The 14,484-nt window shown below is 61.7% G+C and carries 13 protein-coding genes; 4 read left to right on the forward strand and 9 right to left on the reverse strand.

All coding sequences use genetic code 11. The features are described 5' to 3' along the window. Window position 1: 1 nt before the first annotated feature. Window positions 2-580, forward strand: a complete 579-nt coding sequence (locus ACSPX5_RS06195) for a hypothetical protein (RefSeq protein ID WP_439821185.1) — start codon at window positions 2-4, stop codon at window positions 578-580. Window positions 581-642: 62 nt separating this feature from the next. Next, window positions 643-1,608 carry a sensor domain-containing diguanylate cyclase gene (locus tag ACSPX5_RS06200; RefSeq protein ID WP_323160976.1) on the forward strand — a complete coding sequence of 322 codons (966 nt, stop codon included), beginning with the start codon at window positions 643-645 and terminating at the stop codon, window positions 1,606-1,608. A gap of 71 nt (window positions 1,609-1,679) precedes the next feature. Here the strand turns inward: ACSPX5_RS06200 and ACSPX5_RS06205 are convergent, their stop codons facing one another. From ACSPX5_RS06205 to gloB, 9 genes are all read right to left on the reverse strand, one after another. Next, complete coding sequence (locus tag ACSPX5_RS06205) at window positions 1,680-2,105, reverse strand: VOC family protein (RefSeq protein ID WP_192553296.1); 426 nt, start codon at window positions 2,103-2,105, stop codon at window positions 1,680-1,682. A gap of 222 nt (window positions 2,106-2,327) precedes the next feature. After that, entirely contained in the window at window positions 2,328-3,122 is a 795-nt protein-coding gene (gene fabI, locus ACSPX5_RS06210; protein ID WP_003202751.1) for an enoyl-ACP reductase FabI, read from the reverse strand. Window positions 3,123-3,141: 19 nt separating this feature from the next. Next, entirely contained in the window at window positions 3,142-4,752 is a 1,611-nt protein-coding gene (locus tag ACSPX5_RS06215; RefSeq protein WP_169429898.1) for an ABC transporter ATP-binding protein, read from the reverse strand. Window position 4,753: 1 nt separating this feature from the next. After that, entirely contained in the window at window positions 4,754-5,773 is a 1,020-nt protein-coding gene (locus ACSPX5_RS06220) for an ABC transporter permease (RefSeq protein WP_085698849.1), read from the reverse strand. Between the two features lies 1 nt (window position 5,774). Further along, window positions 5,775-6,848 carry a microcin C ABC transporter permease YejB gene (locus ACSPX5_RS06225; protein ID WP_007956943.1) on the reverse strand — a complete coding sequence of 358 codons (1,074 nt, stop codon included), beginning with the start codon at window positions 6,846-6,848 and terminating at the stop codon, window positions 5,775-5,777. A 4-nt stretch (window positions 6,849-6,852) separates the two neighbouring features. Then, window positions 6,853-8,694 carry an extracellular solute-binding protein gene (locus tag ACSPX5_RS06230; protein WP_439821186.1) on the reverse strand — a complete coding sequence of 614 codons (1,842 nt, stop codon included), beginning with the start codon at window positions 8,692-8,694 and terminating at the stop codon, window positions 6,853-6,855. Continuing rightward, window positions 8,691-10,523 carry an extracellular solute-binding protein gene (locus ACSPX5_RS06235; RefSeq protein ID WP_169429900.1) on the reverse strand — a complete coding sequence of 611 codons (1,833 nt, stop codon included), beginning with the start codon at window positions 10,521-10,523 and terminating at the stop codon, window positions 8,691-8,693. Before ACSPX5_RS06235 ends, ACSPX5_RS06230 begins: the two co-directional genes overlap by 4 nt. Before the next feature lie 165 nt (window positions 10,524-10,688). After that, window positions 10,689-12,167 carry a transglycosylase SLT domain-containing protein gene (locus ACSPX5_RS06240; RefSeq protein WP_169429901.1) on the reverse strand — a complete coding sequence of 493 codons (1,479 nt, stop codon included), beginning with the start codon at window positions 12,165-12,167 and terminating at the stop codon, window positions 10,689-10,691. A 99-nt stretch (window positions 12,168-12,266) separates the two neighbouring features. Next, entirely contained in the window at window positions 12,267-13,034 is a 768-nt protein-coding gene (gene gloB / locus ACSPX5_RS06245) for a hydroxyacylglutathione hydrolase (RefSeq protein WP_439821187.1), read from the reverse strand. 65 nt (window positions 13,035-13,099) lie between these two features. On the opposite strand from gloB, the gene ACSPX5_RS06250 reads away from it, so the two are divergent. Together ACSPX5_RS06250 and rnhA are read left to right on the forward strand one after the other, a co-directional pair. Then, window positions 13,100-13,858 carry a methyltransferase domain-containing protein gene (locus tag ACSPX5_RS06250; RefSeq protein ID WP_323160980.1) on the forward strand — a complete coding sequence of 253 codons (759 nt, stop codon included), beginning with the start codon at window positions 13,100-13,102 and terminating at the stop codon, window positions 13,856-13,858. A 90-nt stretch (window positions 13,859-13,948) separates the two neighbouring features. After that, the gene (gene rnhA, locus ACSPX5_RS06255) at window positions 13,949-14,410 is read left to right on the forward strand and encodes a ribonuclease HI (RefSeq protein ID WP_003224162.1); all 462 of its coding nucleotides are present in this window, start codon (window positions 13,949-13,951) and stop codon (window positions 14,408-14,410) included. The last annotated feature ends 74 nt before the right edge of the window (window positions 14,411-14,484 follow it).

A 14,484-nucleotide genomic window follows, 5' to 3' on the forward strand; every position in this document is an offset into this window, starting at 1 on the left:
GATGAAACGACATCTGTTGTTGGGCACGGTGATGCTGATCGGGCTGGGCGGCTATGCGTCGGATCTGTTTGCCGACGATCAGGAAGCCTTGAAGGCCTTCGGCACGGTGCAGAAAGTGTTCCAGAGCCCGCGTTGCCAGAACTGCCACATTCCCGGCGATTCGCCGTTGCAGTTCGACGCTGGCACGCCCCACGCGATGAACGTGGTGCGCGGCATGGACGGCAAGGGCGCCGCCGGTTTGCCTTGCGCCACCTGCCACGCCGAAAGCAATCCACCGGCCAGTTACGGCCCCCACGCGCCACCCGGCGCGCCGCACTGGAGCCTGCCGCCGACCGCCCACAAAATGGCCTGGATCGGCCTGCCGCCGGATCGTTTGTGCGCCATGATCAAGGACCGCGCCAGCAACGGCGACCGCGACTTCGCCGCGCTGATCAAGCACGTCAGCGAGGACAAGCTGGTGCTCTGGGGCTGGAATCCCGGGGCAGGGCGGCAACCGGTGCCGGTGCCGCACGACATCTTCGTCAGTCAGTTCAAGCTGTGGGCGGACGCTGGCGGGCCATGTCCGGTGGCCGGCGGATGAGCATTTGAGTCATCGCCGAATCGGTCTACGCTAAAGACCACTGATGACAATGGAGTGTACTGATGCTGGTTCCAGGCAAACCCGCCAATGAGGCGGCTCGGGTTCAGGCGCTGTATGGATTGAACCTCCTCGATACTGCCCCCGAAGAACGCTTCGACCGCCTGACCCGTCTGGCCAGGCGACTGTTTAATGTACCGATTGCGCTGGTCACGCTGGTGGACAAGGAGCGGCAATGGTTCAAGTCCTGCGTGGGGCTGGACACTACCGAAACGCCACGTTCTGTTTCGTTCTGCGGCCACGCGATCCTCAAGGACGAGCTGCTGCTGGTGCCCGATGCCCGCGAGGACGAGCGTTTCCACGACAATCCGCTGGTGACCGGCGATCCGAACATCCGCTTTTACGCCGGTTACCCACTGACCGTGCCCAATGGCAACAAGATGGGCACCTTGTGCCTGATCGACAACAAACCCCGGGAACTCGACGACGAAGAACGCGAGTTGCTGCGCGATCTGGCCGGCATGGCCGAGCAGGAACTGATGGCCGTGCAGATGGCGAGCATGGACGAGCTCACGCTGCTGTCCAACCGCCGGGGCTTCAAGATGCTGGCCCAACATGCGCTGGACGCCTGCGCGCGGATGGACAAACCGGCGACGCTGCTGTTTTTCGACCTCAACGATTTCAAGCAGATCAACGATCTTTATGGGCATGCCGAGGGCGACAGTGCGCTCAAGACCTTCGCCGATGTGTTGCGCATTGCCTTTCGCGAGAGCGACGTGGTCGGGCGGTTGGGCGGCGATGAATTCGTGGCGCTGCTGACCGGCTCCAGCCACATTGAAACCACGGCAATCATGGCGCGGCTCAAGGAGATCCTCGAGGAGCGCAATGCGACGTTGCATCGGGGTTATGCGATTCGCTTCAGTGTCGGGCAGATCGAGTACGACCCGCGACGGCATGAGACCGTGGACAAGCTGCTGGCGGATGCGGATGGGGCGATGTATGCGCACAAGCAGGCGCTGAAGCGCTGTTAGGGTCGGCCTCATCGCGAGCAGGCTCGCTCCCGATTTCAAAGGGTGGGAGCGAGCTGTCTGTATGGACGCTGCTATTTGGCAAACAACTGCCCGATATCCTTGAACGCCTTGAACTCCAGCGCATTGCCGCAAGGGTCGAACAGAAACATCGTTGCCTGTTCACCCACCTGACCCTGAAAACGAATCCCCGGCTCGATCACAAACCGCGTGCCCAGCGATTTCAGGCGCTCGGCCAGGGCGTGCCATTCCTCCATCCCCAGCACTACACCAAAATGCGGCACCGGCACGTCATGCCCGTCCACGGCATTGGTGTGGGCCGCTTCCTGCGAGGCGTTTTTCGGCGCCAGGTGAATCACCAGTTGATGGCCAAAGAAATTGAAGTCGACCCAGTGCTCGCTGGAACGACCCTCTTCGAGGCCGAACACTTCACGGTAAAAATGCCGGGCGGCGGCGAGGTCGTATACGGGAATGGCCAGATGGAAAGGGCTGAGCTGCATGGGAAGGCCTCAATCGACGGTTGGGTGACCTGAGTCTAGCGCTGTGCTTTTCAATTGTGGGAGCGAGCCTGCTCGCGATGACGGTATCAGGCGCACCGGGGGGCGTTGACTGACAAACCGCATTTGCCTGCAGGTTGGCTCCCACAGGAAAAACGGTACCAATTAAATCTCAGGCAAGAAAAAGCCCGCCAATCGGCGGGCTTTTTATCGGCAGCGCGAAGATTACTCTTCGATGTTGCCCATGGCGGTGGTGTTGAAGCCGCCGTCCACGTACATGATTTCACCGCTGATGCCCGACGCCAGGTCGGAGCACAGGAAGGCGCCGGCGTTGCCGACTTCTTCGATGGTGACGTTGCGACGCAGCGGAGTTTGCGCTTCGTTGGCGGCCAGCATCTTGCGGAAGTTCTTGATGCCGGAAGCGGCCAGGGTGCGGATCGGGCCAGCCGATACGCAGTTGACGCGGGTGCCGTCCGGGCCCAGGGAGCCGGCCAGGTAACGCACGCCGGCTTCCAGCGAAGCCTTGGCCATGCCCATCACGTTGTAGTTCGGCATGGTGCGCTCGGCGCCCAGGTAGGACAGGGTCAGCAGGCTGCCGTTGCGGCCTTTCATCATTTCGCGACCGGCCTTGGCCAGAGCCACGAAGCTGTAGGCGCTGATGTCGTGAGCGATGCGGAAGCCTTCACGGGTGGTGGCTTCGGTGAAGTCGCCGTCCAGTTGGTCGCCCGGGGCGAAGCCGACGGAGTGCACGATGCAGTCCAGGCCGTCCCACTTCTTGCTCAGTTCTTCGAAGACCTTGGCGATTTCTTCATCGCTGGCCACGTCGCACGGGAAGCACAGCTCAGGGCTCGAACCCCAGCCCTGTGCGAACTCTTCAACGCGACCTTTCAGTTTGTCGTTCTGATAAGTGAAGGCAAGCTCAGCGCCCTCGCGATGCATGGCGGCAGCGATGCCGGATGCGATGGACAGCTTGCTGGCGACACCGACGATCAGTACGCGCTTACCGGCGAGAAAACCCATGTGTTGCTCCTCTTTCAGGTTATTGCGCAGTGGCTGGTGCCAGGAAAGCGGCCTCCAGCAACTGCTGTGTATACGGATGTTGGGGGGCGGCAAAGATACTTTGCGCGTCTCCCTGTTCGACCACTTGGCCATGCTTGACCACCATCAACTGGTGGCTCAGCGCTTTCACAACAGCCAGGTCATGGCTGATGAACAAATACGTCAGGTTGTACTTGGCTTGCAGTGAACGCAACAGCTCCACCACTTGCCGCTGCACCGTCCGGTCGAGGGCCGAAGTCGGCTCGTCCAGCAGGATCAGCGCCGGTTTGAGCACCAAGGCCCGGGCAATGGCGATACGCTGCCGCTGCCCACCGGAAAATTCGTGGGGGTAGCGGTGCCGGGTTTCCGGATCCAGACCTACCTCCTTCAATGCCGCAATAATTGCCGCTTCCTGCTCGGCGGCGGTGCCCATCCTGTGAATCCGCAAACCTTCGCCAACGATGTCGCTCACGCACATTCGCGGGCTCAGGCTGCCAAACGGGTCCTGGAACACCACCTGCATCTCCCGCCGCAACGGGCGAACCTCGTTCTGCGTCAGGCAGTCTAGCTGCTTGCCTTCAAAACGGATCGCGCCTTTGCTGCCGATGAGCCGCAAAATCGCCAGGCCCAGGGTGGATTTGCCGGAACCGCTTTCCCCCACGATCCCCAGGGTTTGACCCTGAGGCAGGCTGAAATTGATGCCGTCCACTGCCTTGACGTGATCCACCGTGCGCTTGAGCAAGCCTTTTTTGATCGGGAACCAGACTTTCAAGTCCTCGACCTCAAGCAGCGGCGCCCCGATTTTATTGCTCGCCGGGCCTCCGCTGGGCTCCGCCGCCAGCAGCTCCCGAGTGTACGGATGCTGCGGAGAACGGAACAGCTCTGCGCACGATGCCTGTTCGACGATGCAACCGCGCTGCATGACACATACACGATGCGCAATTCTTCGCACCAGGTTCAAATCGTGACTGATCAGTAGCAGCGCCATGCCCAATCGAGCCTGCAATTCCTTGAGCAGGTCGAGGATTTTCAGCTGAACGGTCACGTCCAGCGCGGTGGTCGGTTCGTCGGCGATCAACAGTTCCGGCTCGTTGGCCAGGGCCATGGCGATCATCACCCGCTGGCGCTGGCCGCCGGACAACTCGTGGGGCAGGGCCTTGAGCCGTTTGTGCGGCTCGGGGATGCCGACCATTTCCAGCAGCTCCAGAGTGCGCCTGGTCGCGACCTTGCCAGTCAGGCCCTTGTGGATGCCGAGCACTTCGTTGATCTGTTTTTCGATCGAGTGCAGCGGGTTGAGCGAGGTCATCGGCTCCTGGAAGATCATCGCGATCCGGTTGCCGCGGATGTGACGGATGGTCTTTTCGCTCAGTTCCAGCAAGTTCTGCCCGGAATAGCTGATGCTGCCGGCAGGGTGGCGAGCCAGCGGGTAGGGCAGCAGGCGCAGGATCGAGTGCGCCGTCACCGACTTGCCCGAACCGGACTCGCCCACCAGCGCCAGAGTCTCGCCACGCTTGATGTCGAAACTGACGCCCTCGACCACCCGGTGCGAGCGCTCGCCCGTTCCGAATTCGACGGCGAGGTCGCGCACTTCGATCAGATTGTCCTGATTCATTTCACTTCCTCGGGTCGAAGGCATCGCGAGCGGACTCGCCGATAAACACCAGCAAGCTCAACATCAGCGCCAATACCGCAAACGCGCTCATGCCCAGCCACGGCGCCTGCAGGTTGGATTTTCCCTGGGCTACCAGTTCACCCAGCGACGGACTGCCGGCCGGCAAGCCGAAACCGAGGAAATCCAGGGCGGTGAGGGTGCCGATGGCGCCGGTCAGGATGAACGGCATGAAGGTCATGGTCGAAACCATGGCGTTGGGCAGGATGTGGCGGAACATGATCGCGCCGTTCTGCATGCCCAGCGCTCTGGCTGCGCGCACGTATTCGAGGTTGCGCCCGCGCAGGAACTCGGCGCGCACCACGTCCACCAGGCTCATCCACGAGAACAGCAGCATGATCCCCAGCAGCCACCAGAAATTCGGCTGGACGAAGCTGGCGAGAATGATCAGCAGGTACAGCACCGGCAAACCCGACCAGATCTCCAGGAAGCGCTGGCCGGCCAGATCCACCCAGCCGCCATAGAAGCCCTGCAGCGCACCGGCGATCACGCCGATGATCGAACTGAGCACGGTCAGGGTCAGGGCGAACAGCACGGAGATACGGAAACCGTAGATCACCCGCGCCAGCACATCGCGGCCCTGATCGTCGGTGCCCAGCAGGTTGTCCGCCGAGGGCGGGGCAGGGGCCGGGACTTTCAGGTCGTAGTTGATGCTCTGGTAGCTGAACGGGATCGGCGCCCACAGCACCCACGCGTCCTTGGCCTTGAGCAGTTCGCGGATGTACGGGCTCTTGTAGTTGGCTTCCAGCGGGAATTCGCCGCCGAAGGTGGTTTCCGGGTAGCGCTTGATCGCCGGGAAGTACCAGTTGTTGTCGTAGTGCACCACCAGCGGCTTGTCGTTGGCGATCAGTTCGGCACCCAGGCTCAGGCCGAACAGGATCAGAAACAGCCACAGTGACCACCAGCCACGCTTGTTGGCCTTGAACAGTTCGAAGCGTCGACGGTTTAGCGGGGACAGGTTCATCTCAATGCTCCCGGCTGGCGAAGTCGATGCGCGGATCGACCAGGGTGTAGGTGAGGTCGCCGATCAGTTTCACCACCAGCCCCAGCAGGGTGAAGATGAACAGGGTGCCGAACACCACCGGGTAATCGCGGTTGATCGCCGCTTCGAAACTCATCAGGCCGAGGCCGTCGAGGGAGAAGATCACTTCCACCAGCAGGGAACCTGTGAAGAAGATGCCGATGAACGCCGAGGGGAAACCGGCGATCACCAGCAGCATCGCGTTGCGGAACACATGGCCGTAGAGCACGCGGTGGCGGGTCAGGCCCTTGGCCTTGGCGGTGACCACGTACTGCTTGTTGATTTCGTCGAGGAAGCTGTTTTTGGTCAGCAGGGTCATGGTCGCGAAGTTGCCGATCACCAGCGCCGTCACCGGCAGCGCCAGGTGCCAGAAGTAGTCGAGGACCTTCCCGCCTAGGCTCAGCTCATCGAAGTTGTTCGACGTCAGCCCGCGTAAAGGAAACCAGTCCAGATAACTGCCGCCGGCAAACACCACGATCAGCAGAATCGCAAACAGGAACGCCGGAATCGCATAACCGACGATGATCGCCGAACTGGTCCATACGTCGAAATGACTGCCGTGCCGCGTGGCCTTGGCGATCCCCAGCGGGATCGACACCAGGTACATGATCAGCGTGCTCCACAGCCCGAGGGAGATCGACACCGGCATCTTTTCCTTGATCAGGTCGATGACCTTGGCGTCGCGGAAGAAGCTGTCGCCGAAATCCAGTCGCGCGTAGTTCTTGACCATGATCCACAGACGCTCCGGGGCCGACTTGTCGAACCCGTACATCTTCTCGATTTCCTTGATCAGCGCCGGGTCCAGGCCCTGCGCACCGCGATAGGAGGAGCCGGCCACCGACACTTCGGCGCCGCCGCCGGCGATGCGGCTGGTGGCACCTTCGAAGCCTTCGAGCTTGGCGATCATCTGCTCCACCGGGCCGCCGGGCGCGGCCTGGATGATCACGAAGTTGATCAGCAGAATGCCGAACAGGGTCGGGATGATCAGCAACAGTCGTCGAAAAATGTACGCCAGCATCTGATTACTCCGTGCCCACAGGGTCGGCTTGCAGTTGGGTTTGCACTTCTACCGCAGGTTTTGTATCGGGTTTGACCCACCAGGTGTTAATGCCGATGTCGTACTTGGGGGAGACTTTCGGATGGCCGATGTGGTTCCAGTACGCCACGCGCCAGCTCTTGATGTGCCAGTTGGGGATCACGTAGTAACCCCATTGCAGCACGCGGTCGAGAGCCCGGGCGTGGGCCACCAGGCTTTTGCGCGAGTCGGCGTTGATCAGGCTTTCGACCAGGTGATCGACGATCGGGTCTTTCAGGCCCATGGAGTTGCGGCTGCTGGGCTTGTCGGCGGCGGCGCTCATCCAGAACTCCCGTTGTTCGTTACCCGGTGAGTTGGACTGCGGGAAACTGCCGACGATCATGTCGAAATCCCGCGAACGCACGCGGTTGACGTACTGCGAGACGTCGACACGGCGGATCACCAGATCGATGCCCAGGTCGGCGAGGTTGCGCTTGAACGGCAGCAGCACCCGCTCGAATTCGGTCTGGGCCAGCAGGAACTCGATGACCACCGGTTTGCCGGTGGTGTCGACCATTTTGTCGTCGACGATCTTCCAGCCGGCCTCTTGCAGCAGTTGATAGGCTTCGCGTTGCTGCAGGCGGATCATGCCGCTGGCGTCGGTCTTAGGATTTTCGAAGGCTTCGCTGAACACCTGCGCCGGGAGCTGGCGGCGGAACGGGTCGAGGATCGCCAGCTGATCGGCATCCGGCAGGCCGGTGGCGGCCATTTCCGAGTTCTCGAAATAACTGCGGGTGCGCACATAGGCGCCGTTGAACAATTGCTTGTTGGTCCATTCGAAGTCGAGCAACAGACCCAGTGCCTGACGCACGCGAACGTCCTGGAACACCGGCCGGCGCAGGTTGAAGACGAAGCCCTGCATGCCCGTCGGGTTGCCGTTGGGGATCAGCTCCTTGACCAGTCGGCCCTCGGTGACGGCCGGCATGTTGTAGGCGTTGGCCCAGTTCTTCGCGGTCATTTCCAACCAGTAGTCGAACTGGCCGGCCTTCAGGGCTTCCAGGGCGACGGTGTTGTCGCGGAAGTAGTCGGTGGTCATCACGTCGAAATTGTAGAAACCGCGATTGACCGGCAGGTCCTTGCCCCAGTAATCCTTGACCCGCTCGTATCGTACCGAGCGTCCGGCCTTCACTTCGGCGACCTTGTACGGGCCGCTGCCCAGCGGGATTTCCAGATTGCCCTTGTTGAAATCGCGACTGGCCCACCAGTGTTTCGGCAGCACCGGCAACTGGCCGAGGATCAGCGGCAGCTCGCGGTTGTTGTTGTGCTTGAACTTGAACAGCACCGTCAGCGGGTCTTCGGCGACGGCTGCTTCGACGTCGCTGTAGTAACCGCGAAACATCGGCGAGCCCTCTTTCGTCAGGGTCTCGAAACTGAACACGACGTCTTCGGCGCGCACCGGGTGGCCGTCATGGAAGCGCGCTTCGGGGCGCAGGTAGAAGCGCACCCAGCTGTTGTCCGGGGCCTTTTCGATCTTGCCGGCGATCAGGCCGTATTCGGTGAACGGCTCGTCGAGGCTATGCCGGGTCAGGGTGTCGTAGATCTGCCCGACGTCATCTGCCGGCACGCCCTTGCTGATGAACGGGTTCAGGCTGTCGAAACCGCCGAAGCCGGCCTGACGGAAGATCCCGCCCTTGGGAGCATTGGGGTCGACGTAATCGAAATGCTTGAAATCGGCAGGGTATTTCGGTGGCTCGTTGTACAGGGTCACGGCGTGTTGCGGGGCGGCACAGGCCAGCCCGGCGAACAACAGGCTGCAAGCCTGCATGAGCAGGGTGCGAACGGCGTTCATTGACCTTTCTCCGAAGATTTCAGCCACCACGCGCTCAGGCCCAGGGTGTAGGGCGGCGTGCTGACGAAGGCGAACCGGTTGCGGTACGCCAGACGGTGATAATTGAGGTACCAGTTGGGAATGCTGTAGTGCTGCCAGAGCAGCACGCGGTCCAGGGCCTTGCCGGCGGCGACCTGTTCATCGCGAGTGCGGGCGGCGAGCAGTTGCTCCAGCAGATGGTCGACCACCGGGTTGGCGATGCCTGCGTAATTCTTGCTGCCCTTGACCCCGACCTGGCTGGAATGGAAGTACTGCCACTGCTCCAGTCCCGGGCTGAGGGTCTGGTTGAGGGTCATCAGGATCATGTCGAAATCGAACTGATCCAGACGTTGTTTGTATTGGGCGCGATCCACCGTGCGCAGGCGCGCGTCGATGCCGATGCTCTTGAGGTTCTCGATGTACGGCTGGAGGATGCGCTCAAGGTTCGGATTGACCAGCAGCAGTTCAAGACTCAGCGGTTGGCCGGTGGCGTTCTGCAGACGCTGGCCGTTGAGCTTCCAGCCGGCCTCGGCCAGCAGCGCCAGCGCCTTGCGCATGGTTTCCCGGGGAATGCCGCGCCCGTCGGTCTGCGGCAGCGTGAACGGCTCGGTGAACAGCCGGGCCGGCAGTTGCTCCTTGTAGGGCTTGAGCATCAGCCATTCGTGGCCGACCGGCAGACCGCTGGCGCTGAATTCGCTGTTCGGGTAATAGCTGGTGGTGCGCTGGTAGGCATCGCTGAACAGCGCGCGGTTGGTCCACTCGAAGTCGAACATCAGACCCAGCGCTTCGCGGGTCTTGACGTCCGAGAAGGTGGCACGTCGGGTGTTCATGAACAGGCCCTGGCTCTGGGTCGGGATCTGGTGCGGGATCTGCGCCTTGATCACGTCGCCACGGCGTACGGCGGGGAAGTTGTAGCCGTTGGCCCAGTTCTTCGCCTGATGCTCGATATAGATGTCGAACTCGCCGGCCTTGAACGCTTCGAAGGCCACGTCGCTGTCGCGATAGAACTCGACTTCCATGCGATCGAAATTGTACTTGCCGCGATTGACCGGCAAGTCCTTGCCCCAATAATCCTTGACCCGTTCGAAAATCAGCTGCCGCCCCGGCGTCACCGAGGTAATGCGGTACGGCCCGCTGCCCAATGGCGGTTCGAAGGTGGTGGCCTTGAAGTCGCGGTCTTTCCAGTAGTGCTGAGGCAGCACCGGCAACTCCCCGAGGCGCAGGATCAGCAACGGATTGCCCGAGCGCTTCATGATGAAGCGAATGCGTTGCGGGTTGAGAATGTCGACCCGCGACACTTCCTGAAGCGCCGTGCGGTACAGCGGGTGGCCTTCCTTGAGCAGCGTTCGATAGGAGAACGCCACGTCATAGGCGGTGATCGGCGTGCCATCGTGGAAGCGTGCTTCCGGGCGCAGGTTGAACACGACCCAGCTGCGGTCTTCGCTGTACTCCACCGACCGGGCGATCAGGCCATAGCTGGAGGCCGGCTCGTCACCGGACGGCGAGTACTGGCCGGTGCCGACCATCAGCGGCTCGTTCAGCTCGTTGATGCCGTACTGCAGGAAATTCGGAGTGGTGACCGGGCTGGTGCCCTTGAACGTGTAGGGATTGAGCGTATCGAAGGTGCCAAACGCCATCACCCGCAAAGTACCGCCCTTGGGCGCTTGCGGGTTGACCCAGGCGAAGTGGGTAAATCTGGCCGGGTACTTGAGCGTGCCGAACTGCGCATAACCGTGGCTTTCGGTGATTGTCGCGCTAGCGGGGGAGCTCAAGGCCAGGCTGATCAGGAGCAGGAGGAGGGGACGCTTCAAGTCAGATCCGATCCAGGCGGCTTGGGCTTTGTGGGCCGTACAGTAACAGCTTGTATGGACAGGAAAAAGACAGAGACTTAATGCGCGGTTAATTGTGGGAGTCGCCTGCGCCGAAGACAAAAAATGACAGGCGAAAAAAAGCCCCTGAAATTCAGGGGCTCTTTGTCAGTGCGGCTGGTAGACCGTGAGCATCTGCCCAGGCTTGAGCGCTTTGCCGGCGCCCGGATTCCAGCGCTTGAGATGTTGCATCTCGACGTTGAAGCGCTTGGCGACCACATACAGCGTGTCGCCACGTTTGACCTTGTACTGGGTCTGCTGCTTGCCGTCGTCCCTGTCTTTGGTCTTGCTGCTGGACTTGCTGTTGGCAGCGATGACCGTATTGATGCGCCCGCCACTGTTGCGCGCCGGCGTGCGCTTGGTGGTGTCCTGCATCACCAGCGTCTGGCCGACCTTGAGGTTCTTGCCGGTCAGCTTGTTCCAGCGTTGCAGGTCCTTGACCTCGACCTTGTTGGCCTTGGCAATGGAGCCGAGGTTGTCGCCACGCTTTACCCGATAGGCGCGCTTGGCCTGTGCGATCTCGCTCGGATCGGCGCCCTCGAACACCGGTTTCAGCGAACGCGGGCTGATCAGCTCTTCAGGACGCATGGTCTGCAGGCTGGTGGTCAGCAATTGCGCCTTGGACGTCGGCACCAGCAAATGCTGCGGGCCGTCGACGGTGGTGCGCTGCTTGAACGCCGGGTTGAGCTGGAACAGCTCGTCCTCGTCGATGTTGGCTACCGCGGCGACCTTGGACAGGTCCATGCGCTGGTTGATTTCGACGACCTGGAAGTAAGGCTCGTTGGCGATCGGGTTGAGGTTGACCCCGTAGGCTTCCGGCGCCAGCACCACTTGCGACAGGGCCAGCAGTTTCGGCACGTAGGCCTGGGTTTCCGCCGGCAGCGGCAGGTTCCAGTAGTCGGTTGGCAAACCCAGGCGTTCGTTACGTTCGATGGCGCGGCTGACCGTGCCTTCACCGGCGTTGTAGGCGGCGAGAGCCAACAGCCAGTCACCGTTGAACATGTCGTGCAGGCGGGTCAGGTAATCCATCGCAGCGGTGGTCGAGGCGGTGATGTCGCGACGGCCGTCGTAGAAACGGGTCTGGCGCAGGTTGTAGTAGCGCCCGGTGGACGGGATGAACTGCCAGAGGCCTACCGCATCGGCGCGGGAGTAGGCCATCGGGTTGTAGGCGCTCTCGATGACCGGCAGCAGCGCCAGTTCCAGCGGCATGTTGCGTTCTTCGAGGCGTTCGACGATGTAGTGAATGTATAGGCTGCCGCGTTCGCCGGCGTTTTCGAGGAAGGAAGGATTACTGGCAAACCACAGGCGCTGTTGCTCGATGCGCGGGTTCACGCCCAGACCTTCCTGCAGCTGAAAACCGTTGCGCATGCGTTCCCAGATGTCCTGGGGCACCTGAGGGCTGGGCTTTTCGGACAACCAGATCGGCTTCTGCTTGGCTCGCGCAGCAATGTTCGGCGTATGGGTCGCTTCAGTCTGCGGAGCATGGCTGGAGCAGCCCGCCAGCGTGGCGGACACAGCCACCGCGATGGCTTGCGCCAGGCGGGTCAATGCGTCTGAATTGACGGACTTACGTATGGATGACGACATTGGCTGGAAGTAAGTTCCGGGCAAAAATGTCGGGCGATTCTAGAAAGCGCACCCCTTGCGGTCAACCATTCACGGTTTTTGTACCCAGTGGTGAGCGGCTTAGAACTTATCTTTCCAAGCCCGCAGAGCCGCAAAAACCTCACTCGGCGCCCGGTTTTGAGCGCCGTTCCGTTCGTCCACTTTTTGTGTAACTAATGTTTCACCGGTACGCAGAAACGGGTTTGTGAGCTTTTCCAGTGCGATGGTCGAGGGCAGGGTCATGACCCCGTTCTGCCGTTGCCGGGTGACTTTTTCCAGACGGGTGGCAATGTCCGGGTTGCCCGGCTCCACGGCGGCAGCGAATTTCAGGTTGCTCAGGGTGTATTCGTGAGTGCAGTACACCAGAGTGTCTTCCGGCAGCGCCGCCAGACGACCAAGGGAATGATGCATCTGCTCCGGTGTGCCTTCGAACAACCGGCCGCAACCGGCGGCGAACAGAGTGTCGCCGCAGAACAGCAGGCCGTGATGGTAATAGGCGATGTGCCCCAGGGTGTGGCCGGGGACGGCGTAGACCTCGAAGTCCCAGCCGAGCACACGCACCTTGTCGTTGTCCTTGAGCGCGACGTCCCGCCCCGGGATGCTTTCGCTGGCCGGACCGTAGACGGTGGCTCCAGTGGCTTTCTTGAGCGCCTCGACGCCACCGACATGGTCGTGGTGATGGTGGGTGATCAGAATGTCGCTCAGCACCCAGCCCGGATGCACGTCGAGCCACGCCTGTACGGGGGCGGCATCTCCCGGATCGACCACCGCGCAACGTTGGGTGGCATGATCCTGTAACAACCAGATGTAGTTGTCGGTGAAGGCGGGCAGGGCACTGATCTGTATCATCTTCGGATTCGCCAAGCGGGTAACATTGGCGCATCTTAGAGGTTCCTGGCGTGTTGGAGAATGCAATGATCGATAAAGCGTTCGCTCAGGCCGATCCTGACTGGCTGGCCCTGATCGGGGCGGCCCGTGAGTGGCTGTCCGGCCCCCTCGGGCAATTTCTGCTGGACGAAGAGCGGCGCATGCTCGAAGACGAGCTCGGCCGGTTCTTCGGCGGCTATCTGGTGCATTACGGTCCGTCCGCCGAAACACCGCCGTCGGCGCCACAGGTGCAGCGCAATGTGCGGCTGGGCGCGCCGTTGCCGGGCGTGGAGATCGTCTGCGAAGAACAGGCCTGGCCGTTGAGCGAGCACGCCGCCGACGTGGTGGTGTTGCAGCACGGTCTGGATTTCTGCCTGTCGCCCCATGGCTTGCTGCGTGAGGCGGCCAGCAGCGTGCGCCCCGGCGGACACCTGCTGATCGTCGGGATCAATCCCTGGAGTACCTGGGGCTTGCGCCATGTGTTCGCTCACGACGCGTTGCACCAGGCCCGCTGCATCGCGCCGTCGCGGGTCGCCGACTGGCTCAACCTGCTGGGCTTCGCGCTGGAGAAACGCCGCTTCGGGTGCTATCGTCCGCCGCTCGCGTCACCCAAGTGGCAGGCCCGTCTGGCCGGCTGGGAACGCAAGGCCGGCGACTGGCAACTGGCGGGCGGCGGTTTCTATCTGTTGGTCGCGCGCAAGATCGTGGTCGGCCTGCGTCCGGTGCGCCAGGAGCGCCGCGAGCCCATGGGCAAGCTGATTCCGCTGCCGATGGCCAAGGTCAATCGTCGCCGTATCGAACCGTAAACCTTCTTTTATTGTGGCCGGGTTTGTCCCGGCCCTGGCCGTCGTCGATCCTTGATCGGCGAGGCCACGCATTTATCTGGATAGATTGGCATGAGCGAAAGCGTCGATAGCGTAGAACTGTTCACTGACGGCGCCTGCAAAGGCAATCCCGGCCCGGGCGGCTGGGGAGCCTTGCTGGTGTGCAAGGGCGTCGAAAAGGAACTGTGGGGCGGCGAGGCCAACACCACCAACAATCGCATGGAACTGCTCGGCGCGATCCGTGGCCTGGAAGCCCTCAAGCGTCCATGCGAAGTGCTGCTGGTAACCGACTCGCAATACGTGATGAAAGGCATCAACGAGTGGATGGCCAACTGGAAGAAACGCGGCTGGAAAACCGCTGCCAAGGAGCCAGTCAAAAACGCCGATCTGTGGAAAGAGCTCGACGAGCAGGTCAACCGCCACAAGGTCACCTGGAAATGGGTGCGCGGCCACATCGGCCACCACGGCAACGAGCGTGCCGACCAGTTGGCCAACCGCGGGGTGGATGAGGTTCGCGGTTACAAGCAGAGCTGAGTCCTTACCACTGAAACCCTCCCGGCGAGCGTGTTAACATCGCCGCTTTTGCACGATTGACCCCGTTGAGAGCT

The sequence above is a fragment of the Pseudomonas sp. HLG18 genome (assembly GCF_051903985.1).
GTDB classification, from domain to species: domain Bacteria; phylum Pseudomonadota; class Gammaproteobacteria; order Pseudomonadales; family Pseudomonadaceae; genus Aquipseudomonas; species Aquipseudomonas fluorescens_BT.